23 protein-coding genes are annotated in these 23,459 nt (G+C 71.6%); 8 read left to right on the forward strand and 15 right to left on the reverse strand.

Going from position 1 to position 23,459, the window contains the following annotated elements:
• Nucleotides 1–50: 50 nt before the first annotated feature.
• Nucleotides 51–929 carry a universal stress protein gene (locus G6N10_RS09880; protein WP_085095352.1) on the reverse strand — a complete coding sequence of 293 codons (879 nt, stop codon included), beginning with the start codon at nt 927–929 and terminating at the stop codon, nt 51–53.
• A gap of 124 nt (nt 930–1,053) precedes the next feature.
• On the opposite strand from G6N10_RS09880, the gene G6N10_RS09885 reads away from it, so the two are divergent.
• The gene (locus G6N10_RS09885) at nt 1,054–2,043 is read left to right on the forward strand and encodes an Acg family FMN-binding oxidoreductase (RefSeq protein WP_085095354.1); all 990 of its coding nucleotides are present in this window, start codon (nt 1,054–1,056) and stop codon (nt 2,041–2,043) included.
• A gap of 11 nt (nt 2,044–2,054) precedes the next feature.
• On the opposite strand, the gene G6N10_RS09890 is transcribed toward G6N10_RS09885, so the two are convergent.
• Nucleotides 2,055–3,512, reverse strand: a complete 1,458-nt coding sequence (locus tag G6N10_RS09890) for a bifunctional aminoglycoside phosphotransferase/ATP-binding protein (RefSeq protein WP_085095356.1) — start codon at nt 3,510–3,512, stop codon at nt 2,055–2,057.
• A 165-nt stretch (nt 3,513–3,677) separates the two neighbouring features.
• On the opposite strand from G6N10_RS09890, the gene G6N10_RS09895 reads away from it, so the two are divergent.
• Together G6N10_RS09895 and G6N10_RS09900 are read left to right on the forward strand one after the other, a co-directional pair.
• Entirely contained in the window at nt 3,678–4,622 is a 945-nt protein-coding gene (locus G6N10_RS09895) for an acyl-CoA thioesterase (protein WP_163742367.1), read from the forward strand.
• A complete protein-coding gene (locus G6N10_RS09900) occupies nt 4,619–5,626 on the forward strand; it encodes a nucleoside hydrolase (protein ID WP_085095358.1) in 1,008 nt (335 codons plus the stop codon). Before G6N10_RS09895 ends, G6N10_RS09900 begins: the two co-directional genes overlap by 4 nt.
• Nucleotides 5,627–5,708: 82 nt before the next feature.
• On the opposite strand, the gene G6N10_RS20395 is transcribed toward G6N10_RS09900, so the two are convergent.
• From G6N10_RS20395 to guaB, 10 genes are all read right to left on the reverse strand, one after another.
• The gene (locus tag G6N10_RS20395) at nt 5,709–5,912 is read right to left on the reverse strand and encodes a hypothetical protein (RefSeq protein ID WP_085095427.1); all 204 of its coding nucleotides are present in this window, start codon (nt 5,910–5,912) and stop codon (nt 5,709–5,711) included.
• Nucleotides 5,913–6,182: 270 nt separating this feature from the next.
• On the reverse strand, nt 6,183–7,049 hold the full coding sequence (locus G6N10_RS09910; protein WP_109750479.1) for an exodeoxyribonuclease III: 867 nt from the start codon (nt 7,047–7,049) through the stop codon (nt 6,183–6,185).
• A 131-nt stretch (nt 7,050–7,180) separates the two neighbouring features.
• Nucleotides 7,181–7,516 (reverse strand): type II toxin-antitoxin system VapC family toxin, encoded by a 336-nt coding sequence (locus tag G6N10_RS09915; RefSeq protein ID WP_163742370.1) that lies wholly within the window; start codon nt 7,514–7,516, stop codon nt 7,181–7,183.
• Nucleotides 7,513–7,749, reverse strand: a complete 237-nt coding sequence (locus G6N10_RS09920; RefSeq protein WP_085095359.1) for a hypothetical protein — start codon at nt 7,747–7,749, stop codon at nt 7,513–7,515. Before G6N10_RS09920 ends, G6N10_RS09915 begins: the two co-directional genes overlap by 4 nt.
• 94 nt (nt 7,750–7,843) lie before the next feature.
• Nucleotides 7,844–9,421, reverse strand: a complete 1,578-nt coding sequence (locus G6N10_RS09925; protein ID WP_085095360.1) for a DNA polymerase Y family protein — start codon at nt 9,419–9,421, stop codon at nt 7,844–7,846.
• A complete protein-coding gene (locus tag G6N10_RS09930) occupies nt 9,418–10,074 on the reverse strand; it encodes a DnaE2-dependent mutagenesis accessory factor ImuA' (RefSeq protein ID WP_085095361.1) in 657 nt (218 codons plus the stop codon). Before G6N10_RS09930 ends, G6N10_RS09925 begins: the two co-directional genes overlap by 4 nt.
• A gap of 236 nt (nt 10,075–10,310) precedes the next feature.
• Nucleotides 10,311–11,882 carry a glutamine-hydrolyzing GMP synthase gene (gene guaA, locus G6N10_RS09935; RefSeq protein WP_085095362.1) on the reverse strand — a complete coding sequence of 524 codons (1,572 nt, stop codon included), beginning with the start codon at nt 11,880–11,882 and terminating at the stop codon, nt 10,311–10,313.
• Between the two features lie 599 nt (nt 11,883–12,481).
• The gene (locus G6N10_RS09940) at nt 12,482–14,236 is read right to left on the reverse strand and encodes a GMC family oxidoreductase (RefSeq protein WP_085095377.1); all 1,755 of its coding nucleotides are present in this window, start codon (nt 14,234–14,236) and stop codon (nt 12,482–12,484) included.
• Between the two features lie 209 nt (nt 14,237–14,445).
• Nucleotides 14,446–15,603: a GuaB3 family IMP dehydrogenase-related protein gene (locus tag G6N10_RS09945; RefSeq protein WP_085095378.1), complete on the reverse strand. Its 1,158-nt coding sequence runs from the start codon at nt 15,601–15,603 to the stop codon at nt 14,446–14,448.
• 13 nt (nt 15,604–15,616) lie between these two features.
• The gene (guaB, locus tag G6N10_RS09950) at nt 15,617–17,152 is read right to left on the reverse strand and encodes an IMP dehydrogenase (protein WP_085095379.1); all 1,536 of its coding nucleotides are present in this window, start codon (nt 17,150–17,152) and stop codon (nt 15,617–15,619) included.
• Nucleotides 17,153–17,300: 148 nt separating this feature from the next.
• Between guaB and G6N10_RS09955 the strand changes: the two genes are divergently transcribed.
• A complete protein-coding gene (locus G6N10_RS09955) occupies nt 17,301–17,708 on the forward strand; it encodes a DUF5319 domain-containing protein (RefSeq protein WP_085095380.1) in 408 nt (135 codons plus the stop codon).
• A 44-nt stretch (nt 17,709–17,752) separates the two neighbouring features.
• Here G6N10_RS09955 and G6N10_RS09960 read toward each other — a convergent pair whose 3' ends face one another.
• The 3 genes from G6N10_RS09960 to G6N10_RS09970 all read right to left on the reverse strand — a co-directional run bounded on the left by G6N10_RS09960 (nt 17,753) and on the right by G6N10_RS09970 (nt 20,376).
• Entirely contained in the window at nt 17,753–18,931 is a 1,179-nt protein-coding gene (locus tag G6N10_RS09960; protein ID WP_085095381.1) for an anti-sigma-D factor RsdA, read from the reverse strand.
• Nucleotides 18,924–19,502, reverse strand: coding sequence for a sigma-70 family RNA polymerase sigma factor (locus G6N10_RS09965; protein ID WP_085095382.1), 579 nt, complete (start codon nt 19,500–19,502; stop codon nt 18,924–18,926). Before G6N10_RS09965 ends, G6N10_RS09960 begins: the two co-directional genes overlap by 8 nt.
• A gap of 100 nt (nt 19,503–19,602) precedes the next feature.
• Complete coding sequence (locus G6N10_RS09970) at nt 19,603–20,376, reverse strand: hypothetical protein (RefSeq protein ID WP_085095383.1); 774 nt, start codon at nt 20,374–20,376, stop codon at nt 19,603–19,605.
• 338 nt (nt 20,377–20,714) lie between these two features.
• Here G6N10_RS09970 and G6N10_RS09975 point away from each other — a divergent pair, with 338 nt between their 5' ends.
• The 4 genes from G6N10_RS09975 to G6N10_RS09990 are packed head-to-tail and all read left to right on the forward strand — an operon-like array spanning nt 20,715 to nt 23,455.
• Entirely contained in the window at nt 20,715–21,005 is a 291-nt protein-coding gene (locus G6N10_RS09975; RefSeq protein WP_085095384.1) for a WhiB family transcriptional regulator, read from the forward strand.
• A gap of 28 nt (nt 21,006–21,033) precedes the next feature.
• Entirely contained in the window at nt 21,034–21,810 is a 777-nt protein-coding gene (ddaH, locus tag G6N10_RS09980) for a dimethylargininase (RefSeq protein WP_085095385.1), read from the forward strand.
• 2 nt (nt 21,811–21,812) lie between these two features.
• On the forward strand, nt 21,813–22,409 hold the full coding sequence (pnuC, locus tag G6N10_RS09985) for a nicotinamide riboside transporter PnuC (RefSeq protein ID WP_085095386.1): 597 nt from the start codon (nt 21,813–21,815) through the stop codon (nt 22,407–22,409).
• Nucleotides 22,406–23,455 carry an AAA family ATPase gene (locus G6N10_RS09990; RefSeq protein WP_085095432.1) on the forward strand — a complete coding sequence of 350 codons (1,050 nt, stop codon included), beginning with the start codon at nt 22,406–22,408 and terminating at the stop codon, nt 23,453–23,455. The genes pnuC and G6N10_RS09990 overlap by 4 nt, the downstream gene beginning before the upstream one ends.
• Nucleotides 23,456–23,459: the final 4 nt, after the last annotated feature.

Here is a 23,459-nt window from a genome sequence, read left to right on the forward strand (position 1 = left end):
CCGAGCAGCATCATCACGCTCGGGAGGCTGACCCTCCGCTGCGCTACGGGTCAGCCCCGAGCGACGATCACCGGCATGCGGACGGACTGCACCACCGACGCGCTGACCGACCCCAGCAGCATTCCGGCGAAACCACCGCGGCCGTGACTGCCGACCACCACCAGCTGGGCGCCCTCGGACTGTTCGACCAGGGTGCGAGCCGGCTTGTCCCACACCACGATCCGCCGGACCGCGACGTCGGGGAAGCGCTCGGCGAAACCGGCGAGCCGCTCGGCGAGGATCTCCTGGCCGCGCTGCTCGAACTCGGCGAACTCCCGGCCCGGCATCGACAGCACATCGGAGTCGCTCATGGCGTGCAGGGCGATCAAGTCGACGCCGCGGCGCGACGCCTCGTCAAAAGCGATCTCGGTGGCGGCCTCCGAGGCCGGTGAACCGTCGACGCCGACGAGCACCGGCGCCTTCGCCGGCTCCGGCATCAGCGGGTCCTCGTCGTGGATAACCGCGACCGGGCACTTGGCGTGCCGAACCAGGCTGGAGCTGACCGAGCCGAGCAGGCCCCGGGCCACCGCGCCGCGACCCCGGCAGCCGACCACCACGATGGCCGACTCCTTGGACAGCTCGATCATGGTGGACAGCGTTGGGCCACTGATCAGTTCGCTGGTCACCGTGATGTCGGGGGCGGCCTCGGCGGCCGTCGCCTCCGCGTCGTCGAGGGTCTCGCGGCCCTGCTCCTCCTGCCACTGCAGGTACCCGTCGGGCAGCGGCGCCTCGGGCCAGGCCATCATCACCGGCGGGCTCAGCACACTGACCAGCCGAAGCGGGCGGCCGTGCAGTTTCGCGTACCGGGCGGCCCAGTCGACGGCTACCCGCGCCGACGGCGAACCGTCTACCCCGACCAGTACCGCGCGATTCGATTCGGACGTCGACATATTGGAGCTCCCTTCCACCGGCGACCTTAGTCGGCTCCGGACCGGAAGTCCGGGAGGACGAGGTCCCCGAGTTCCGGGCCGAACGGCACTGGCACCCGGGTACCGGCCCACCCATGATGTCCTCATGGTCGACTCCAGCGTGCTCAGCCGTGCCGTCTCGCTCGCCTCGCGGGCGCCCTCGTTGCACAACACCCAACCGTGGCGCTGGGTCGCCTACCGCGGCACCCTGGCGCTGCATCTGGACCGTCGGCGCATCGTCACCAACACCGACGACGCGGGCCGCCAGGCGCTGATCAGCTGCGGGGTGATGCTCGATCACCTACGGGTGGCGATGGCCGCCGCCGGCTGGCGGTCCAGCATCCACCGGTTCCCAAACGACCGGGACCCCGACCTGCTGGCCACCGTGTCATTCACCGCCGCCGACCCGGAGCCCACCGACCTGGCCCGGGCCGACGCGATCCTGCACCGGCGCACCGACCGGCTGCCGCTGCTGGCGCCGACGGACTGGACCATCGTCGAGGCCGCCGTGCAAGACCTGCTCGATGGGCCCGACGGCGTCGATCCGGCCCCGGCACTGCTGGACACCCTGGCCGAGGAGCTGCGCCCGGATCTGTCCCGCGCGGCGTCACTGACCGAGGCGATCCGCCGGTTCGATTCCGCCTACCAGCGTGATCTCGATTGGTGGACAACACCGTTCGAGTACACCGAGGGGATTCCGCGGACCGCGCTCACCTCGGTCGACGAATCCGACCGGGTGGAGGTGAACCGGTCCTTCCCGGTGGAGGGCCGCGGTCATCGCCGCCCCGGGGTGGGCGAGGACCAGGCTCAGATCCTGCTGCTGTCCACCGGCGGCGACACCGCCGCCGACGCCCTTGGCGCCGGCGAGGCACTGTCGCGGGTGCTGCTGGAATGCACGGTCGCCGGGCTGGCGACCTGCCCGGTCACCCATGTCACCGAGCTGCCGGAGGTGCGGTCGGCCATCGCGGCGGTCACCGCCGTCGACACCGTGCCGCAGGCCCTGATCCGGGTCGGCCAGATCCCCGGCGCCCTGACCGAGAACCCGGCGATCACCCCGCGCCGGCCGGTCGCCGAAATCCTGCGATTCGCCGGCTGAGACCGGCGGCGTCAGCGCACGGCGGCGCAGCGTTCGCGGGCCTGCGCCAGCGACTCGGCCGGCGGGCGGGTGGTGTCCACCTGCGTTGCACCCGGCCAGGTTCGGCCCTCGCGGCGCTCGGCGATCGCGCCGGCGATCGCGCCGGTGGCGTCGGAGGTGGTGTTCGTCCGGGTCGCGATCCGCACCCGGGCGTGCTCCAGCGGGGCCACGCATTCGAGTTCGACCAGCCCCGCCCGGGCGGCCTGCGCCGTTTCCTCGGCTGCCCGGCGGTGCGCCGGATCGAGCCAGGTGCCATCGAGAATCACCGAATGTCCTGCGCCAAGCCAGATCCGGGCCTGCCGCAGCACGGCGGTGTAGACCGCGGCGACGTTGGCCGCCGAGTACAACCCGGTGTCCAGTGAACCCGGATCGCCCTCAATGACCCCGTCGCGCAGCAATTCGCGCCGCACGTCGTCGGTGGAGATCACCCGGGCACCCACGTCGGCGGCCAGCGCGCGAGCCAGCGTGGTCTTTCCGGTGCCCGGCCCGCCGCCGACGAGCACCAGCCGCACCGTCGCGGCCCGCAGATGCGCCTCGCCGAGCTCCAGGTGCGCCAGCGCGTCGGCCTTCGCCGCGGCGTGGCCCTGCCGGTACCGGATGCAGTCGACCTTGCCCCGCATCACCGCCCGGTAGGCAATGTAGAAGTGCCGCAACGATTCCGGGGCCCGGTCGGCGGCGTGCCCGCAGTACCGGGCCAGGAATTCGGCGGCCAGGTCGGGGCGGCCGAGGAACTCCAGGTCCATCGCCAGGCAGGCCGCGTCGTCGAGACCGTCGACGAAACGCAGCTTGTCGTCGAAGTCCAGGCAGTCCAGCAGCACCGGGGTGCCCGCCCCGCAGAAGATGTCGTCGGCCAGCAGGTCGGCGTGCCCGTCCACGATGCGCCGATCGGCGATCCGCTCGGCGAACAGCACCGCGCGGCCGGCCAGGTAGCGGTGCGCCAACTCGGCGATCCGGGCCACCAGCTCGGCGGGCACCACGTCATCGGTGAACGCGCCGAGCTCGGCGATGTTGGCGTCCCAGCGGGCCGTGACGGCGCACAGCCGGCCGGCGTCGTCGATCCGCGGGCCGCGGGCCGCGCCGGTGTGAAAGTCGGCGAGGATCTCGGCGACCGCGTTCAGGTCGGCGGGCAGTCCGTCGGCGCCGCGGCGCACCCGGGTGGCCAGCCGGGTCTCGTCGGGATAGCGCTGCATCACCAGCACCGGCTCCCCCTCGCCCGACTCGACACCGTCGAAGGTCCCGATGCCCAGGTAGGCCTGCGGCGCCAGCCGGGCGTTGAGCTCGAGTTCGCGGCGCAGCGCCGCCTCGCGCCGCTCCCGGGTGGAGAAGTCCAGAAAGTCGGTGACGACGGGCCGCTTGGTCTTGTAGGCACGATCGCCGACCATGACGACGAGGCCGGAGTGGGTCTCGGCGACCTGGGCATACGGCTGCATACTTCGATGGTGCCCGGTTCGGCCCGCTCCGGCAAAGATTCCTGGGTCACCCCGCGCCGGGACCTAAGAACTCAGGCCGACTCCCCGTCGACCCGCCCGGCTCCGACAGGTCCGACGAGCCACCCGGCTGCGCGCGGACCGGCGCGGCATGGCTGGATAGGGGGCATGGCGGCGTCGCTCAACGACATCCTGGCAGTGCTGCGTCCGGTGCCCGAGGGCCCGAACGTCTACCTGGGCCCGCAGCCCGACGACGGGTCGGCGCGGCTGCGGGTGTACGGCGGCCAGGTGGCCGCCCAGTCGGTGCTCGCCGCCGCCGACACGGTGGCCGGGCGACGACTGCACTCCCTGCACGTGGCGTTCCTGCGGCCCGGCAACCCGCGAATCCCGCTGCGCTACGAGGTCACCTCGCTGCGAGAGGGCCGCACCTTCTCCACCCGCCGGGTCACGGTCACCCAGGAGGGCGTCTTCCTGATGGAGGCGCTGGCGTCGTTCATCGCCGACGTCGACGGGCCGGAGTTCGCCGCGACGATCCCGGCGGTGCCCGCCCCCGAGTCGCTGCCCCCGGTCACCGCGCAGGTCGGCCCCGAGGACTTCAGCCCCACCGAGTCCGCCGGTCCCAATGCCGGCGGACCTCTTCCTCGCGGAACTACACCGCTCGTCGAGTCCGCCGAGCTGGCCTGGCTGAACACCTGGGACATGCGCTACATCGACCCGCCGCCGCTGCGCAGCGCGCTGAACCGGCCCGCCGCGGCGATCACCGACGGTGCCGCGCGGTGCCGGATGTGGCTGCGCGCCGCCGAGGATCTGCCCGACGAGTTGCTGGCGGACCCGCTGCTGGCCACCGCGCTGCTGGTCTACATCACCGACTGGTCGGTGCTGGATCCGGTGCAGCTGGCGGTGCGGCGCAACTGGCAGGACCTGGAGTCGATGGCCTCGCTGGATCACGCGGTCTGGTTTCACCGGCCGGTCGACTTCACCGACTGGCTGCTGTTCGATCACCGCTGCGCCTCGGTCGCCGGCGGCACCGGGCTGGGCGGCGGCGAGGTGTACAACCGCTCCGGCTCGCTGGTCTGCACGGTGACCCAGGAAGGGTTCCTCGGCCGCCGATGAACACCCGACGCCTCCCCGTCTTCGCCGACGTCGACACCGGGGTCGACGACGCGATGGCGCTGGTCTACCTGCTGGCCAGCCCGGAGGCCGACCTGATCGGCCTCGGCTCAACCGCCGGAAACGTTGGCGCGCAACAGGTCTGCGCCAACAACCTGGCGCTGATGGAACTGTGCGGACGCCCCGACATCCCGGTGTCGCTGGGATCGGCGGTGCCGCTGAGCATTCCGCTGCGCACCGCCGAAGACACCCACGGCCCAACCGGTCTGGGCTACGCGCAACTGCCCGTCGCGCGCGCCGCACCGACCGGGCATGACGCCGCGACGGCCTGGATCCGGTCGGCCCGCGACCATCCGGGCGAGCTGATCGGGCTGGCCACCGGACCACTGACCAATCTGGCGCTGGCCCTGCGCGCCGAGCCCGAGCTGCCCCGGCTGCTGCGCCGGCTGGTGATCATGGGCGGCGCATTCGACTACCGGGGCAACACCACCCCGGCCTCGGAATGGAACATCGCCGTCGACCCGGAGGCCGCGGCCGAAGTGTTCGGCGCCTGGGGCGACGCGGTCGCCGCCGGGCACGTCGGCGAACTGCCCATCGTCTGCGGGCTCAACATCACCGAGCGGATGGCGCTGCACCCGCCGTACCTGGACCGGCTCGCCGAGGCGGCCGGCCCGCATCCGGTGATCGGGGTGCTGCGGGAGGCGCTGCGGTTCTACTTCGAGTTCCACGACTCCGTCGGCGAGGGCTACCTGGCGCACGTGCACGACCCGTTCGCCGCCGCCGTCGCACTGGATCCGGCGCTGGTGATCACCCGGGACGCCTGCGTCGGTGTGGAACTCGACGGCGCGCTGACCCGCGGCATGACGGTCGCCGACTGGGCCGGGCACTGGGGACGGCCGGCCAACGCCCGCATCGCCGTCGACGGGCCGGGCCTGCCCGAGGTGTTCTTCGACCGGTATCTGGCGCGGGTGGCCCCGTTCGCCCGCGGGCTCGGGGAGGCAATGTGAGGCTGCGACAACGTCACCCTTCGGGATCAGCGGCTACCTTCTGATTCTCTGTTCGACCATGACCGCCATTGTCGCCCAAGGCTCAACCGCGACCCGTCTCGCGCCACTTGTCGAGCGCTCTGCGGTCCCGTTTCGTGGGTCGCCCGGTACCGCGGTCGCGGACCGCCACGGGTGCTGCGGCCACCGGCCCCACCGGGGCGCGGTCCAGATAGCAGGTCGCAGCGTCGGGCCGGGTCTTGGTCAAGCGCACCGCCCACAGCCACCGGTCCACGCGCGTCGATTCCATGGGGTCCATGATGGGCGCTCCGGAGCGGGGAGCGGCGGGAAGTATGGCGACTGCTGGCATCGTTCCGGGTCGAACCGGCCACCGAGATCATCGCGCGTCGCGCCGGCGGCTTCCAGCGTCAGTATCGGCGGAATCATGTCGGGATCGGCCTCGGTGACTATCTGATCGCCGGAACGGCGGAGGTAAAAGGCTGTGGCTTGGCGACATTGACCGTGCGGCACTTCCCGATGTTCCCGAACTTGCGGGCACGGTTCGATTTCTGACCTCAGGTCAGTCGTCCCGATAGGTGACCAGCAGTGCAGCATGGTCGGACCGGCGCTGTTCTGGGGTGGCTTCCTTGTCGACGGCGACCGACACCGCGCGTGCCGCGAGCCCCGGGGTGGCCAGTTGGTGGTCGACCCGCCAGCCGACGTCGTTGCCGAACGACCATCCGGCCCAACTCCACCAGGTCAGCGGGCCGGGCCGGTCACCGTGCCGCAGCCGCACCACGTCGACCAACCGCCGAGTCCCGAGCACCCCGTCGAACCACTGCCGGTCCTCCGGCAGGAAACCGTCCATCCGTCCGGCGGTACGCCAGTTGGTGACGTCGTACCGGGTGTGTGCCACGTTCAGGTCGCCGAGCAACAGATAATCGCGTCCGGCCCGCACCGCCGCGCGCCGGTTGCGGTCCAGTTCGCGGCCGAATGCGGCGAAGAAACGTTGCTTGCGTGCATGTTTGGCACCGCCGTCGGGCTTCTCGCGCATCGAACCCGCCCGTTGCAGGTGTGCGGGCAGGCCGCCTTTGGGCAGGTACAGGGAGGCGACGGTCAACGGACGGTCGGCCAGGTCCACCTCCACCCAGCGGCCGTGGTCGGCGAACTCGGCGAGCCCGCGGGCCTTCGGTGGATGTGTCGTCCAGCTCCGCACGGCTGCGGGTTCGGTCCGGGTCAGCAGCGCCACCCCGTTGCGGCCGGGAATCGACCCGACGTCCAGAGCTGCGGCATACCCCGGGAAGTCGCCGACGTCCATCGCGCTGCACCGCAGTTCCTGCAAGGCGACGATGTCCGGTGCCCGATCGGCCAGCCAATCGTCGAAGCCGCGGCGGCGGGCCGCGCGGATGCCGTTGACGTTGAACGTGGCGACGGTGAAGCGGTTCAAATCTTGCCCATCGTCTTGGCTGCCTGCGTGAGCATGTCGCGGGCAGAGTCCTTGCCGCCGTTCCAGCAGCAGAACCAACCCACCTTATTCATACATGAAGGCCACGCCTGGTCGCTTCGGCGGCGAGTGCCTTATTGAAAGTCGCCAGGCTTGCCCGGTTTCCGAATTGCGACATCGAGGACACAGCAGTCTGGCAGCTTCAGACGCGTCGTGGCCCGAAGTTCGGCCAGCCGAAGCGATTCCCCGTCATCGCGCGCAGCGATGACGATCCCGGCGGCCTGCAGGTCAGCATGCATCGACGCGCCCTGCCCGATCCGGACGCCGCCCACCAGGACTTCCGCCAGTGTGATGCTGTGCACCAGCATCTCGCCAGCCGATCCTGCCAGCAGGATCTCGGTAGCCGTCGCGTGGTGCGGATCGGCCGGATTCAGATGCGCGATGAGGACGCTGGCATCCAGCGTGATCACGCCGGCCAGTCCTCCCGCAGTTCCGCGAGATAGCCGGGTCCGAACGCCTCCCCGTAGCGACCGGCACTGGCCAATACCGCGGCTCGATGATTGCGGTCTTCGGCGTTCTCCTCACGCTCCAGAGCGCTGCTCCCCGCCTCGACCAGACGCACCAGCAGTTTCGAGCGAGGCTCACCGGGCCAGCGCTTCGCGGCCCGGTCCAGGGCCCGCGCGACGGCTGGCGTCTCGGTCACCTGATGACGTGGGCGGATCGTCGGCACACCGAAGTGTGTCACCGGAGCAACAGGTGACACACCTTGAACGGGGCCACTGTTCGCCCCCGGATCGCTACTCATAACCCCCCTCCAGGTACCAGCGTTTACGCCGGTAGCACAGCAGCAATGCCACACCCGGATCCCCGTCGAGCAGCACCTGGGCGCGCGCGGTCCGCCCCGGTGAAGCCGCCTGCGGGTCCCACCAGCGTTCGTCGACCGGCCACGGCCCCGCCCACCAGGCCAGCGGACCGGCGTAGCGCCCGGACAGCCGGGCCGGGGTGGAGCTGAACAGGCCCCGGCCGGTGACATGCACCGCCGCGCCGTCGCCGTCGAGCAGCTCCACCGGGTCGTCGAGCAGCACCGCGGGCGCCGGTTCGGGCAGCCGGCCCGGCCAGGGCTGGTCCGGGTCGAACCGGATGACCGGCTCGTCGCCGAGCGGGGTCAGCGCCACCTGGTCGGCCGGGCCGCGGCCGCCGCAGCGCACCGGGATCTGCACCGCCTCCGGGCCGAGCAGTCCTTGCACCCGGACCAGGGCGCGACGGGCCCGCTGCCGGTCGGCGTCGCCGGCGCCGCCCCACAGCGGCAACTGCAGCGCCGCCGCGGTGATCACCTCGACCGGCTCCAGCCGCAGCGTCGTCACCGGCCCGTCCAGTCGGTCGGCCCCGCGCCGGTTGAGCCAGCCGTCGAGCTGCCAGCGCACCCGGTCGGCGGTGGCCTCGGCGGTCAGCGGTTCCGCGCACCGCCAGACCCGGACCAGTTCGGACCCGGTGTCGGTGACGGCGTGGATCGCCAGCCGGGTGCAGCCGACACCGGCGGACTCCAGGCCGCGGTGCAGCGTGGCGGCCAGCGACCGGCCGGCGAACGCCGCGGCGTCCACCCGGTCGATCGGCGGGTCGCAGCGCAGTTCGACGGCCAGCTCGGCCGGCGGTTCCCGGCCGGCCGGGGGCCGCATCGGTTCGGCGCAGGCCATCCGGTGCGCGATCACCGCGTCGGCGCCGAACCGAGTGGCCACCTCGGCCCGGCCCAGTGCGGCGAATTGGCCGAACCTGCGAATCCCCATCCGCCACAACAGATCCACCAGGTCGGCGCGACCCGGGCCGGACAGTCCGGGTTCGGTGGCCAGCTCCCGGATCGACAGTTCGGACAGGAACGCCGCGTCCCGCCCGGGTTCGACGGCGACTCCCGCGCGGGCGGCCAGCACCGCGGTGGCCAACTGCCCGGCCAGCCCGATCTGGCATTCCGCGCCGGCGGCGGCCACCGCATCGGCCAACCGCTCAGCGGCCAGCGACTCCGACCCGAAATAGCGGGCCGGCCCGGCCGCGGCGGCCACCAGCAGGCCGGGTCGCAGCACCTCGGCGCGGGGAATCAGGTCCTCGACGGCGGTCAGCACGGCCTCGAAGAACCGGGCGTCACGCCCGGCGTCGGCGACGGCGACGTGCGCCGCCGGGCAGCGGGCCTGCGCCTCCCGGCGGCGCAGCCCGCGCCGGACGCCGGCGGCCCGGGCCGCGGCCGAGCAGGCGATCACCCGGTTGGTGCAGGTGACCGCCACCGGCGTGGTGGCAGGCAGGTCCGCGGCCGCCGCGGCCGCCGCCGCGGGCCAATCCATGCACCAGACCGCCAGCACCCGGGCGGCCCCGTCGCGGCCGCTCATGCCGACCGGATGCCCACCCCGCGGCCGCGGGCCCGCACCGCCAGCCGCACCCGGGACAGCCGACCGCAGCCGGGCGTCGCCGAGGTCGTCTCATAGCCGCGCACCCGGGCGTCCAACCGCAGGGCGGTGCCCGGCCAGTCCCCGTCGACGACCACCAGCGCGGCGCCGCTGTGCCGCAGCCGCCCGGCCACCACCCGGGCCCGCGACGGCGCCACCGCCGCGCCGCGCAGCCCCAGCAGCACCAGGTCGACGCCGTCGGCGAGCACCGCGGCCACCTCCACCGGATCGGCCCCGGGATCCGGGATGACCGCGATCCGGCTCAGGTCCGCGCCCATCGCCGCGGCGGCCAGCAACCCCGCCCCGGGCAGCCCGACGATCGCCGCGTGCCCGCCGGCCGCGGTCACCGCCGCGACCATGCCCAGCGGCAGCGAACGGGCCCCGGACGTCACCGCCACCGCGCCCCGCGGCAACCCGCCGGGAAGCGCCCCGAGCAGCGATTCCGGGACCGGCAGCAAACTTTTTGTCGCAACCTCGGCGGCCGACGACGGCGGCCCCGCGCGATGCCCGGCACCGACTCGCCCGGAGATCGCCGCCATCCGCTGACGCAGCTGTTTCAGCTGGTCATCTCGATTTTCCTGGGTGGCAACCGCCATTACCGACAACCTCCGCGCACACCGAACACTCACCCATGTTCGAATATTTGTTCGATGTGCTCGAGTAAACACCCGCCCACCGACAGGCGTCAACGGCCATCCGTCGCCCTCGGCGTGTCTACGGCGTGTTGCACCCCCGGTGCCTCAGCAGCCCCCGGCGCCTCAGCGGCTCAGCGTGCCGTCCGAGACGACGTCGAACGCTTCCGCCGAGGTTTCACCGGCCCGAGGCCGGTCGGCTACTCCCACTCGATGGTGCCCGGCGGCTTGCTGGTGACGTCCAGCACCACCCGGTTCACCTCGGGCACCTCGTTGGTGATCCGGGTCGAGATCCGCTCCAGCACCTCGTAGGGCACCCGGGTCCAGTCCGCGGTCATGGCGTCCTCACTGGAGACCGGCCGCAGCACGATCGGATGCCCGTAGGTCCGGCCGTCGCCCTGCACCCCGACCGAGCGGACGTCGGCCAGCAGCACCACCGGGCACTGCCAGATCTGCTGGTCGAGCCCGGCCATAGTGAGTTCCTCGCGGGCGATCGCGTCGGCCCGGCGCAGCGTGTCCAGCCGATCGGCGGTCACCTCCCCGACGATCCGGATGCCCAGCCCGGGTCCCGGGAAGGGTTGGCGGGCAACGATTTCCTCGGGCAGGCCCAGCTCGCGGCCGACCGCGCGGACCTCGTCCTTGAACAGCAGCCGCAGCGGCTCGACGAGCTTGAACTTCAGGTCCGCGGGCAGGCCGCCGACATTGTGGTGACTCTTGATGTTGGCGGTGCCGCTGCCGCCGCCGGATTCGACGACGTCGGGATAGAGCGTGCCCTGCACCAGGAACTCGGTCTCGGTCTCGGAGCTGCCGAGCGCGCCGCGCACCGCGGCCTCGAACGACCGGATGAACTCCCGGCCGATGATCTTGCGTTTGCCCTCCGGGTTGGTCACCCCGACCAGCGCGTCCAGGAACTGGTCGCGGGCCTCAATGGTCACCAGCTTGGCGCCGGTGGCGGCGACGAAGTCGCGCTCCACCTGGGTGCGCTCGCCGGCCCGCAGCAGCCCATGATCTACGAACACACAGGTCAGCCGGTCTCCGATGGCGCGCTGCACCAGCGCGGCGGCGACCGCCGAGTCCACCCCGCCGGACAGCCCGCAGATCGCCTGACCGTCGCCGATCTGCTCGCGGACCGCCTCGATGAGTCCCCCGGCGATGTTGGCCGGGGTCCACACCGCGTCGATGCCGGCCATCTCGTGCAGGAACCGGCTCAGCACCTGCTGGCCGTGCGGGGAATGCAGCACCTCGGGGTGGTACTGCACGCCGGCCAGCCGTCGGGCACGATCCTCGAACGCCGCGACCGGGGCACCGGCGCTGTGGGCCACCACCTCGAATCCCGACGGGGCCTCGGTCACCGCGTCGCCGTGGCTCATCCACACCGGCTGCAACGACGGCAGACCCGAATGCAGCACTCCGCCGGTCACATTCAGGTCGGTGCGGCCGTATTCACTGGTGCCGGTGCGGGCGACCGTGCCGCCCAGCGCCCGGGTCATCACCTGGAATCCGTAGCAGATCCCGAACACCGGAATGTCCAGATCGAACAGCGCCGGATCCACCGTCGGCGCACCCTCGGCGTACACGCTGGCCGGGCCGCCGGAGAGCACCACCGCCAGCGGATTGCGCTCGGCGATCTCGGCGGCGGTGATGGTGTGCGGGACGACCTCGGAGTACACCCGGGCCTCTCGGACCCGGCGAGCGATCAGCTGGGCGTACTGCGCGCCGAAGTCGACGACGAGTACCGGGCGGGGGGCATGGGAGGCGGGCGGCGTTTCCACCGGCTCAGTCTAATGATCCAACCCCATCGCGTTTTCGCCGTACCGCTCATGGGGGCGACGCCCTGCCGCCGGTCCCCCGGCTGGCGCCCTCACCGCCGCCGCCACCGGCCACTGCCGCGGATACCCCGCCGGCAACGCCTGGGTCGCGGTCCCGGCATTTCGAGTGTCCCAGCATTCGAGTGAGCACTCAGGGACGTTGGTGAGAAGCCAGGGAGGTGCCCGACATCGAGTGAGAACCCAGGGACGTTGGTGAGAATCGACGGGGGCACCCGATATCGAGTGAGAACCCAGGGACGTTGGTGAGAACTCAGGGACGTCCGTGAGAACTGAGGGCGGGTGCCGTCATCGAGTGAGACAACTGGGCGGGGTCTACTCGAACAACGCGTCCCAGGATTCCCTCTCGATGACGGCGCCCGCCACCAGTTCTCACTAACCGCCGAGGGTTCTCACCAGCGTCCCTGGTTTCCCACTCGATGCGAACCCCCGCCGCCAGTTCTCACCAACGTCCCTGGTTTCCCACTCGATGCGAACCCCCGCCGCCAGTTCTCACCAACGTCCCTGGCTTCCCACTCGATGAGCCGCCCCGTCGCGGTGCCCGGCTAGCTCTCTGCCGGCTCCTGCTCGGTCTTGCGGACCGGCTCGATCGGCAGCCGCCGCAGTGCACCCGGTGCGTCGGCCGGGACCACCGGCCGGTTCGGCGCGACCGGATCCAGCCGGCGGTACGCCTCGCCCTGGGCCGGACGCAGATCCTCTTCACCCCGGTTCGGCCACAGCGAGGTGGCCCGCTCGGCCTGGGCGGTGATGGTCAGCGACGGGTTCACCCCGAGGTTCGCCGAGACCGCGGTGCCGTCCATGACGTGCAGCGTCGGGTAGTTGTACACCCGCTGATACGGGTCGATGACGCCGCTGTCGGCCTTGTCGGAGATCACCGCGCCGCCGAGGAAATGCGCGGTCAGCGGGATGTTCGCGATCTCGCCCCAGGTCCCGCCCGCCACGCCGTCGATCTTCGCGGCGATCCGGCGGGTGACCTCGTTGCCGGCCGGGATCCAGGTCGGATTCGGCTCGCCGTGGCCCTGCTTGCTGTCCATCACCCGGATACCGGCCTTGGTCTTGCGGGTGAAAGTGGTGATCGAGTTGTCCAGGTGCTGCATGACCAGCGCGATCACGGTGCGCTCGCTCCACTGCTTCGGGTTCAGCAGCCGGGCCATCCGCCTGGGGTTCTCCCGGACCTGGTCGACCAACTGCTTCCACCGCGGCACGTCGGTGCCCTCGGGACCGGTGCCGTCGGTCATCAGGGTCTGCAGCAACCCCATCGCGTTGGAGCCCTTGCCGTAGCGCACCGGTTCCACGTGGGTGTCCGGGGTGGGGTGGATCGAAGAGGTGATCGCGACGCCGTGGGTCAGGTCCAGATCACTGCCGACCTCCAGCCGACCGGCGCCGACGATGGACTCCGAGTTGGTCCGGGTCAGCACACCCAACTGGTCGGACAGCTTCGACAGCCTGCCGGTGTCACGCATCTTGAACAGCAGCTTCTGGCTGTTGTAGGTCCCGGCGGCGACGATCACGTGCCGCGCGGTGAAGGTCAGCTTCCGGCGCCGGGCCTTGCTCCCGGTGCGCACCGTGTGCACCTCCCAGATGCCGTCGTTGCGCTGCTCGAAGCTGGTCACCGTGGTCAGCGGGAACACCTGCGCGCCCGCCGACTCCGCGAGCCCCAGGTAGTTCTTGACCAGGGTGTTCTTGGCGTTCCAGCGACAGCCGGTCATGCACTCGCCGCATTCGATGCAGCCGGTGCGCGCCGGTCCGGCCCCGCCGAAGTACGGGTCGGGCACCGTCTCGCCGGGAGTCTGGGTGCCGTCGGGACCGAAGAACACCCCGACCGGGGTGTGCACGAAGGTGTCACCGCAGCCCATGTCCTCGGCGACTTCCTTCATCACCCGGTCGGCGTCGGTGAAGGTGGGGTTCATGACGACGCCGAGCATCCGCTTGGCCTGCTCGTAATGCGGCATCAGCTCCGCGCGCCAGTCGGTGATGTGCGCCCACTGCTTGTCGGCGAAGAACGGCTCCGGCGGCACGTAGAGGGTGTTGGCGTAGTTCAGCGAACCACCGCCCACCCCGGCCCCGGCCAGGATCATCACGTTGCGCAGCAGGTGGATTCGCTGGATGCCGTAGCAGCCCAACTGCGGCGCCCACAGGAATTTGCGCAGGTCCCAGGAGGTGGAGGCGAACTCCTCGTCGGTGAACCGGCGGCCGGCCTCCAGGACGCCGACGCGGTAGCCCTTCTCGGTGAGCCGGAGCGCGCTGACGCTGCCCCCGAAGCCCGAGCCGATGATCAGAACGTCATAATCGGGATCCATCGGGCCAGTATGGCGCTACCCCGCAGTAACCGGCTAGATAGGCAAACCTAACTCTGACCTCTTCCTCGCGGAAAAACGCCGCTCGTCGAGTCAGCCGTTCCATCCGGCTGACCTCTTCCTCGCGGAAAAACGCCGCTCGTCGAGTCAGCCGTTCCATCCGGCTGACCTCTTCCTCGCGGAAAAACGCCGCTCGTCGAGTCAGCCGCGAGTCAGCCGGCGACCGACAGCCCGACCTTCTGGAACTCCTTGAGGTCGCAGTACCCGGCCTTGGCCATCGCCCGGCGCAGGCCGCCGACGAGGTTCAGCGACCCGAACGGGTCGTCGGACGGGCCGGAGAGCACCTGCTCCAGCGAGGGCCGCTCCTCCACCTCGACCTGCAGCAGCGCGCCGCGCGGCAGCGACGGGTGCGCCGCGGCCGACGGCCAGTACCAGCCGCCGCCCAGCGACTCGGCGGCCGCGGCCAGCGGGGTCCCGAGCATCACGGCGTCGGCGCCGCAGGCGATCGCCTTGGCCAGGTCGCCGGAGGTGTGGATGTCGCCGTCGGCCAGCACGTGCACGTAGCGGCCGCCGGTCTCGTCGAGGTATTCGCGGCGCGCGGCGGCGGCGTCGGCGATCGCGGTCGCCATCGGCACGCTGATGCCCAGCACCTGATCGCTGGTGGTCACCCCGGCCGTCGAGCCGTAGCCCACGATCACCCCGGCCGCGCCGGTCCGCATCAGGTGCAGCGCGGTGCGGTGGTCGAGCACGCCGCCGGCGACGACGGGGATGTCGAGCTCGGAGATGAAGGTCTTCAGGTTCAGCGGCTCGCCGCCGTCGTTGTCCTGGCTCACCCGCTCCGCGGAAATGATGGTGCCCTGGATGACCAGCAGGTCGATGCCGGCGGCCACCAGCGCGGGGGTCAGCGCCGCCGCGTTCTGCGGGCTGACCCGCACCGCGGTCGTCACCCCTGCCTCGCGGATCCGGGTCACCGCCGCGCCGAGCAGCTCCGGGTCCAGCGGCGCGGCGTGCAGCTGCTGCAGCAACCGGATCGCGGCGGTGGAACCGAACGGGCCGTCGGGATCGCTGGCGGCGACCTCGATGACCCGGGCGACCTGCGCCTCGACGTCGGCGTGCCGGCCGATCAGTCCCTCGCCGTTGAGCACCCCGAGCCCGCCGTTGCGCCCGAGCTCGATGGCGAACTCCACCGACGTCAGTGCGTCCGTCGGATGGGAGAGCACCGGGATCTCGAACCGGTAGGCGTCCAGCTGCCAGGCCGTCGACACGTCCTTGGAGGACCGGGTCCGCCGGCTCGGCACAATATTGATGTCATCGAGTTCATAGGTACGACGGGCGGTACGGCCCATGCCGATCTCGACCAGATCACGCATATTGATTTGTCCCCTAGCGGGAGTAGTAGTTCGGCGCTTCGACGGTCATGGTGATGTCGTGCGGGTGGCTCTCCTTGAGCCCGGCGGCGGTGATCCGGACGAACTGGGCCCGCTGCAGATCCTCGATGGTCGCCGCACCGGTGTAGCCCATCGCCGCGCGCAGCCCGCCGACCAACTGGTGAATCACCGTGTTCAGCGGCCCGCGAACCGGAACCCGGCCCTCGATGCCCTCCGGCACCAGCTTGTCCTCGGACAGCACGTCGTCCTGGAAGTAGCGGTCCTTGGAGTAGGACCGGCCCTCGCCGCGGCCCTGCATCGCGCCGAGCGAGCCCATACCGCGGTAGCTCTTGAACTGCTTGCCGTTGACGAAGATCAGGTCGCCCGGGGACTCCGCGGTCCCGGCCAGCAGCGAGCCGAGCATCGCCGTCGACGCCCCGGCGGCCAGCGCCTTGGCGATGTCACCGGAGTACTGCAGGCCGCCGTCGGCGATCACCGGGACGCCGTGCGGCGCGCACGCCGCGGTGGCCTCCAGGATCGCGGTGATCTGCGGCGCGCCCACCCCGGCGACGACCCGGGTGGTGCAGATGGAGCCCGGTCCGACGCCGACCTTCACCGCGTCGGCACCCGCCTCGACCAGCGCCGTGGCCGCGGCGCGGGTCGCGACGTTGCCGCCGACGACCTCCACCCGCTCGCCGACCTCGGCCTTGATCTTGCCGACCATCTGCAACACCATCCGGTTGTGCGCGTGCGCGGTGTCGACGATCAGCACGTCCACCCCGGCGTCGACCAGGGTCATCGCCCGCAGCCAGGAGTCGTCGCCGACGCCGACGGCGGCACCGACGAGCAGTCGGCCGTCACTGTCCTTGGTCGCATTGGGGTGCTGCTCGGTCTTGACGAAGTCCTTGACGGTGATCAGGCCGGTCAGCTTGCCGTTGCCGTCGACGATCGGCAGCTTTTCGATCTTGTTGCGGCGCAGCAGCCCCAGCGCGGCGTCGGCCGACACCCCCTCGCGGGCGGTGATCAGCGGCGCCTTGGTCATCACCTCGGCGACCGGCTTGTCCTGGTCGGCCTCAAAGCGCATGTCCCGGTTGGTGATGATGCCGACGAGTTCGCCGCCGTCATTGACCACCGGAAGCCCGGAGATCCGGAACCGCGCGCACATCGCGTCGACCTCGGCCAGGGTGTCGCTCGGCGAGCAGGTGACCGGATCGGTCACCATGCCGGCCTCGGACCGCTTGACGGTTTCCACCTGGCTGGCCTGGTCGGCCACCGGCAGGTTGCGGTGCAGCACTCCCATGCCGCCGGCCCGGGCCATCGCGATCGCCATCCGGGCCTCGGTGACGGTGTCCATCGCGGAGCTGACCAGCGGAACGTTCAGCCGGATCCGGCGAGTCAGCTGGCTGGAGGTGTCGACGGTCGCCGGGATGACATCGGAGGCCGCCGGAAGCAGCAGCACATCGTCGAAGGTCAGACCGAGCATCGCGATCTTGTGCGGGTCGTCCCCGCCGGTCGGGACACCGCCGTCTGTGAACCCTTCGGCAACGGGCATAACTTGGGCCTCCCATCGGCGCACGCGAGGACTTCATCTTATCGGCGCGGTGGTGGCCGTGGCGCCGGGCCTCGAGCCGGGCCCGCGGCTGGCCCGTTGACGTGTGTCTCGGTGGCGCTTTGTCGGCCCGGCTGCGTAGGGTGGACGCGTGCGCGACCACCTGCCCCCGGGTTTGCCGCCCGATCCCTTCGCCGACGACCCGTCGGATCCGGCGGCCGCGCTCGAGGCGATGGAGCCGGGCCAACCCCTGGATTCGCACGAGCGCACCGCGGTCGAGGCCGACCTCGCCGACCTCGCCGTCTACGAGGCGCTGCTCGCCCACCGCGGCGTCCGCGGCCTGGTGGTCTGCTGCGACGACTGCCAGCAGGATCACTACCACGACTGGGACATGCTGCGTGCGAACCTGCTGCAGCTGCTGGTCGACGGCACCGTCCGGCCGCACGAGCCGGCCTACGATCCCGAGCCCGAGGCCTACGTCACCTGGGACTACTGCCGCGGCTACGCCGACGCCTCGCTGAACGGCGCGACGCCGGACCCCGACGGCTTCCGCCGCTGAGCGGCCCCTGGTCCAGCGGGTCCGGCTAGTTCAACAGATTCGGCTTAGTTCAACAGGTCCGGCAGCGCCGGGAGCTGCGGCAGCTGCAGTCCCCGCTGGCTGGCCGGCGCATGATGCACCGTCGGCGCCTCGCCACCGGCCGGTGCCGATTCACCCGCCGGCGCTGATTCACCCGCCGGCGCCTGGTCGCCGGCCGGCACCTGCACCGACGTTTCCGGCTCCGCCGCCGGAACCTCCGTGGTGGGGGCCGAGGTTGGGGCGGTCTCCGGCGCCGCGCGCTCGGTCTGGGTGGTGGTCACCGCGGACTCCGAGGTGGCCGCATTCGAGGTCGCGGTCGTCGACGGAGCAGCCGTGCTCGACGGCGCAGCGCTCGAGGTGGCCGCGCTCGAGGTCGCCGCGCTCGAGGTCGCCGCGCTCGAGGTCGCGGTCGTCGCCTCGCTGGTGGTCGTCGCGGCGCTGGTCGTCTCGCTGCCCGAGGTCGCCGTGCTCGACGTCGGACTGGTCGCCGTCGAACTGGTAGAGGTCTCGGCGCCCGAGGTGCCCGTCGTCGGCGTGGTCGACGTCGCGCCGGTGTCGGTGCTGGTGACCGGCACCGAGGTGCTCACCGGGCTGGCGCCCGGGTCGGTGCTGGTCGGCGTCACCGTCGCCGCCGGATCCCGGTTCTCCACCTTCACGTTCAGCTGGTTCCACTCGTCGAGCAGATCCTGCTTGACGGTCTGGTTGCCGACGTCGGCGACCTTGGTGCTGATCACCTCGAGCCGCTCCTGGGCCTGCTCCCACTTGCCGTTGTCGATCAGCTGGCGCACCTCGGCCATCTCCGACTTGGCGGCCAGCGCCACGGTGTCGTCACGAACCGAGGACACCTCGCCGAACAGCACGCTGCGCAGTCCGTACAGACTGTCGCCGGGCCCGGCGCCGTGGATCACCGCGCCGAAACCGCCGAGCGCCATCACCGCCGCCGCCAGCGACCCGACCAGCGCGAACCCGCGCCGCGGCCGGTGCATGTGGTGCGTGGTCAGGCCGTCGCGCAGCGCGGCGGCGGCCTCCCCGTCGGTGACGACGTCGTCGTGCGAGTGCAGCCGGATGTCGTCGCGCCAGCCTTCCAGCAGGGCGATCAACTCGATATCGGCGGCATCGTTGGCGACGATGCGCCGCTCATCCGCGAGCGCGTCGAACAGCCCGGCACTGCGGGCGATGTCCTCTAAGCGTTCCGGCTCAGGCATGGTCGTATCCCGTCGCCGCGATTTCGGTCCGAAGTTTGGTCAAGGCGCGGTGTTGGGCGACCCGTACCGCGCCGGCGGTACTGCCGACGGCGTCCGCGGTCTCCTCCGCGGAGAGCCCGACGACGACGCGCAGGATCACGATCTCGCGTTGCTTGTCCGGCAGGATCTTGAGCAACGCGTCCATCCGGGTTGCGGCGTCGGCGTCGATCGCCCGCTGCTCCGGGCCCGAATCGAGTGAGTACCGCTCCGGCACCTCGTCGGTGGGTTCGGCGCGATTGCGGGCTGAGGCGCGGTGGGCGTCAGCAACCTTGTGCGCTGCGATGCCGTACACGAAGGCCAGGAAGGGTCGCCCCTGGTCCTGGTAGCGCGGCAGCGCCGTCATGGCGGCCAAGCACACCTCCTGTGCCACATCGTCAGCTGACAGACCGCTGCGTTCCGCGGTTCCGATCCGGGCCCGGCAATACCGGACCACGATCGGGCGGATGGTCGCCAGCACTTCCTGAAGGGCACCTCGATCGCCGGCGATCGCTTCCACGACCGCAGCGTCAAGACGCTCTCCTGGAATGGTCATCGACGGCGGTCTCTCCAACGTTACGAGCCGGTCGTCCCCGGCTAGAGCGGCACCAGCCCACAATAACGGCAGGCCATCTCAGTTCTGTTCACGCTCGGTCTCAACTCCGCCAGACACCGCCGCGATACCGGACCAGTTCGGCGGCCTCGTCCCGGATCACGGCGACCTCAGCGGCGGTGTGCGCCGCGCTGCCGATGCCGGCCAACAGGCTCGCCAGTGCCCAGCGCAGCGGCACCAATCCGTGCCGCGCGGTCGCCGCCAGCCCGTCGTCGGCCAGCGCCCGGGCCTCCGCCACATTGCCCGCACAGCACTGCGCGGCGGCCAGCACCACCGCGCTCTTGACCCGGTGCCGCACCGACGGCAGGTCGGCGGCCAGCGCCACGGCATGGCGGGCGCGCTCCAGCGCGACGGCCCCGTCGCCGGTGGCCATCGCCAGCTCGGCGCCGACCCAGCCCAACCGCACGGCGCACCGGCCCGGCGCCCCGTCGTCGACGGGGCCGGCGGCGCGCCGCAGTAACACTGCCGAGGCGGCGAAGCGGCCGAGCCCGAGGGCGTCGGCGGCCAGCCCGGTCAGCGCGTCGGCGCGGGATTCGGCGTCGGTGGCCAGCGCCAGCGCGCGGCCGTCCCAGCCGCGGGCCAGCCGGTGCCCACCGAGCTGGCGCAGCAACGACCCGCGGGTGCTGTGTGCCAGGGAGGCTACCGATCCACCGGCGTCCAGCAACCTTTCAAGGTCGGCGTCCGCGGACGCGTAGCGGCCCTGGCCGCCGGCCGCGACCGCCCGCAGCCAACGCTGCTCGGGGGTGTGCGCGGCCGGCAGTGGCCAGCGTTCCGGCACGCCGCCGAACGCGGCGTCGGTGAGAATGTCCCGGCCCATCCGCGAACGTTAACAGTTGACCTACCCGGTGCTACGCACAGGCCGCAGCCGCGTTTCGGCGCGGCAAACCGAATTGCCCTCACCGGAGCAAAACCCCAGCTCACCGGCCGGTGACTAGCATCAATGCGCCGAATACGGAAATCAAAATGATGAACGTGACGTAAATTCTCGGCCTGCCACTATGCGATTCCGCACAGCCGTCGGCTATTGACTCAATTTCGGCATCAGCCCTACCTTGAGTGCGACGAGGGGTCATCGACGACCGCACTCGGATCGGTTCCACGTCCAGCTCAGGACCCGCGCGTCGCGACGTGCACACAGGGAGAAGGTGTTCCCACATGCCACAGCCACAGCAACTTCCCGGCCCGAACGCCGACGTCTGGGATTGGCAGATGAACGGCCTGTGCCGCGGAGAGGATTCCGCGGTCTTCTTCCACCCCGACGGCGAACGCGGCCATGCCCGCGCCGCCCGGGAGAGTCGCGCCAAGCAGATGTGCCGGCAGTGCCCGGTGATGACGCAGTGCCGCACCCACGCGCTGGCCGTCGGCGAGCCGTACGGCATCTGGGGCGGGCTCAGCGAGACCGAACGCGGCCTGCTGCTCAAGCAGGGCATCCGCCGCACCGCCTGAACCGCCCCCGGCGTGACAGGATGACGCCGTGCTCGCCCGCCACGCACTGATCCGCCGGACCTCCGACCTCCTCGCCGACGGACTGGTCACCCACATCGACCGCCGCCCGGTCGACATCGAGTTGGCCCGGCGGCAGTGGGACGGCTACCGGGCCGCGCTGCACCAGGCCGGCTGGACCACCCACGAGGTGGACCCCGCCCCGGACTGTCCGGACTCGGTGTTCGTCGAGGACACCATGGTCGTCTACGGCGACCTGGCGGTGATCAGCCGCCCGGGCGCCCCCGAACGCCGGCCCGAGACCGTCGCCGCCGAACAGGCGGTGCGGGCTCGGGGCTACCGGATCGCCCGCATCGAGGCGCCCGGCACCCTCGACGGCGGTGACGTGCTGAAGCACGGCGGCACGGTCTGGGTCGGGCAGGGCGGGCGGACCAACGCCGCGGGCATCGCGCAGTTGCGCGCGCACCTGGCGCCGCTGGGCGCCGACGTCGTCGCGGTGCCGCTGACCAAGGTGCTGCATCTGAAGACGGCGGTCACCGCGCTGCCCGACAGCACCGTGATCGGCTACCCGCCGCTGGTCGACGACCCGGCGGTGTGGGCTGAGCGGTTCCTGGCGGTGCCGGAGGAGTCCGGTGCGCACGTGGTGCTGCTCGACGACGACGCGCTGTTGATGGCAGCGTCGGCGCCGCGGACCGCGGCGCTGCTGCGCGAGCGCGGCTACCGCGTACTGACCGTGGACATCTCCGAGTACGAGAAGCTCGAGGGCTGCGTCACCTGCCTGTCGGTACGGCTGCGGCGCCACCCGTAACGATGACCGACTGGTTCACCGCCCACGGCCTGGAGTTGTTCGGCTTCGTCACCGGCGGGCTGTGCGTGTGGCTGGCCGCCCGGCGCAACATCTGGAACTTCCCGCTGGGTCTGCTCAACAGCTCGGTGTTCATCGTGGTGTTCACCGGCGCCGCGCTCTACGCCGCCGCCGGGCTGCAGCTGGTGTACATCGCACTGGGCATCGCCGGCTGGATCGGCTGGCAGCGCGGCGCCCACCTGCGCGACGACCGGATCGCCACCCTGCGCACCCCGCGCGCCGCGGTGCTGCCGCTGGCGGTGGCCGCCGTCGCGATGACCGGGCTGCTGTGCTGGGTGCTGGACACCTGGACCGACTCGACCACCCAGCTGGCCGACGGGGCCACCACCGCGGTGAGCCTGACCGCGCAGTTCATGCTCAACCGGCGCTGGCTGGGCAGCTGGCTGGTGTGGATCGCCGTCGACATCGGCTTGGTCGGGCTGTACCTGTTCAAGGGGCTGGTGCCGACGGCATTGCTGTACCTGATCTTCATCGGCATCGCGGTCGGCGGTTACCGCAGTTGGCGGGCGGCGCTGACCGACGATCCGGTGCCGGCGCGGTGAGCCGGCGCTACCGGCACGGCCTGGTGATCGGCAAGTTCTACCCGCCGCACGCCGGGCACGCCGCGCTGATCCGGCGGGCGAGCACCGACTGCGACCGGGTCACCGTGCAGGTGCTGGCCTCGCAGGTGGAGAGCATCGCGCTGGAGCACCGGATGGCGTGGCTGCGCGAGGAGCATCCCACCGCGACGGTGGTCGGCGGCTACGACGAGGCCGAGGTGGACTTCGACTCGGCGACGGCCTGGGACGCCCACATGCGGGTGATCGCGGCGCTGCTGGACGGGCCGGTGGACGCGGTGTTCACCGGCGACGACTACGGGGCGGAGCTGGCCCGCCGGTTGCGCGCGGCCTGGGTTCGGCTGGACCGCGCCGCGATCCCGGTGTCCGGGCGCGCGGTGCGCGCCGATCTGGCCGGGCACTGGCGGCTGCTGCCGGCCGCGGTCCGGGCGGCGCTGACCCCGCGGGTGGTGATCCTGGGCGCCGAATCCACCGGAACCACCACCTTGGCCGCCGACCTCGCCGGCGCCCTGGACACCGACTGGGTGCCCGAATACGGCCGGGAGTACAGCGTCATCCGGCCCGGCGGGCCCACCGCACCGTGGCGCGACGACGAGTTCGACCTGATCGCTGACCGGCAGCTGGCGCTGGAGGCCGCCGCGGCCCGGCGGGTGCGACGACCGGTGCTGATCTGCGACACCGACATGCTGGCCACCGCGCTGTGGTTCGAGCGCTACCGCGGGCACTGGCCGGCCGCCCTGCACCGCCGCGCGCTGGCCCATCCCCCGCTGCTGTACCTGCTGACCGGGGACGAGATCCCGTTCGTGGCCGACGGTCTGCGCGACGGCGAGCATCTGCGCGCGGACATGGCCGACCGATTTCGGGCGGTGCTGGCCGATCAGCCGGTGCCGTGGGTCGAGCTGCGCGGCGACCGCCGGGAGCGGCTGGCCGCGGCCCTCGACGCCGTGCGGGCGGAGCTGACCGACGCCTTCCGGTTTGCCGACCCGCTGGAAATGCGCGACCGGGAGGGCGTTTCCGCGCCGATAGACTGACCGC

Source organism: Mycolicibacterium fallax, from assembly GCF_010726955.1.
Taxonomy (GTDB): Bacteria; Actinomycetota; Actinomycetes; order Mycobacteriales; family Mycobacteriaceae; genus Mycobacterium; species Mycobacterium fallax.

Excerpts from the sequence above, each read along its gene's own strand:
- G6N10_RS09885 (WP_085095354.1), top strand. The coding sequence starts at position 1,054 with ATGGTCGACTCCAGCGTGCTCAGCCGTGCCGTCTCGCTCGCCTCGCGG.
- G6N10_RS09925 (WP_085095360.1), bottom strand. The coding sequence starts at position 9,421 with ATGAGCGGCCGCGACGGGGCCGCCCGGGTGCTGGCGGTCTGGTGCATG.
- G6N10_RS09940 (WP_085095377.1), bottom strand. The coding sequence starts at position 14,236 with ATGGATCCCGATTATGACGTTCTGATCATCGGCTCGGGCTTCGGGGGC.
- G6N10_RS09975 (WP_085095384.1), top strand. The coding sequence starts at position 20,715 with ATGCCACAGCCACAGCAACTTCCCGGCCCGAACGCCGACGTCTGGGAT.
- G6N10_RS09945 (WP_085095378.1), bottom strand. The coding sequence starts at position 15,603 with ATGCGTGATCTGGTCGAGATCGGCATGGGCCGTACCGCCCGTCGTACC.
- G6N10_RS09930 (WP_085095361.1), bottom strand. The coding sequence starts at position 10,074 with ATGGCGGTTGCCACCCAGGAAAATCGAGATGACCAGCTGAAACAGCTG.
- G6N10_RS09890 (WP_085095356.1), bottom strand. The coding sequence starts at position 3,512 with ATGCAGCCGTATGCCCAGGTCGCCGAGACCCACTCCGGCCTCGTCGTC.
- pnuC (WP_085095386.1), top strand. The coding sequence starts at position 21,813 with ATGACCGACTGGTTCACCGCCCACGGCCTGGAGTTGTTCGGCTTCGTC.
- G6N10_RS09960 (WP_085095381.1), bottom strand. The coding sequence starts at position 18,931 with ATGCCTGAGCCGGAACGCTTAGAGGACATCGCCCGCAGTGCCGGGCTG.
- G6N10_RS09965 (WP_085095382.1), bottom strand. The coding sequence starts at position 19,502 with ATGACCATTCCAGGAGAGCGTCTTGACGCTGCGGTCGTGGAAGCGATC.
- G6N10_RS09895 (WP_163742367.1), top strand. The coding sequence starts at position 3,678 with ATGGCGGCGTCGCTCAACGACATCCTGGCAGTGCTGCGTCCGGTGCCC.
- guaB (WP_085095379.1), bottom strand. The coding sequence starts at position 17,152 with ATGCCCGTTGCCGAAGGGTTCACAGACGGCGGTGTCCCGACCGGCGGG.
- G6N10_RS20395 (WP_085095427.1), bottom strand. The coding sequence starts at position 5,912 with ATGGAATCGACGCGCGTGGACCGGTGGCTGTGGGCGGTGCGCTTGACC.
- G6N10_RS09900 (WP_085095358.1), top strand. The coding sequence starts at position 4,619 with ATGAACACCCGACGCCTCCCCGTCTTCGCCGACGTCGACACCGGGGTC.
- G6N10_RS09970 (WP_085095383.1), bottom strand. The coding sequence starts at position 20,376 with ATGGGCCGGGACATTCTCACCGACGCCGCGTTCGGCGGCGTGCCGGAA.
- G6N10_RS09880 (WP_085095352.1), bottom strand. The coding sequence starts at position 929 with ATGTCGACGTCCGAATCGAATCGCGCGGTACTGGTCGGGGTAGACGGT.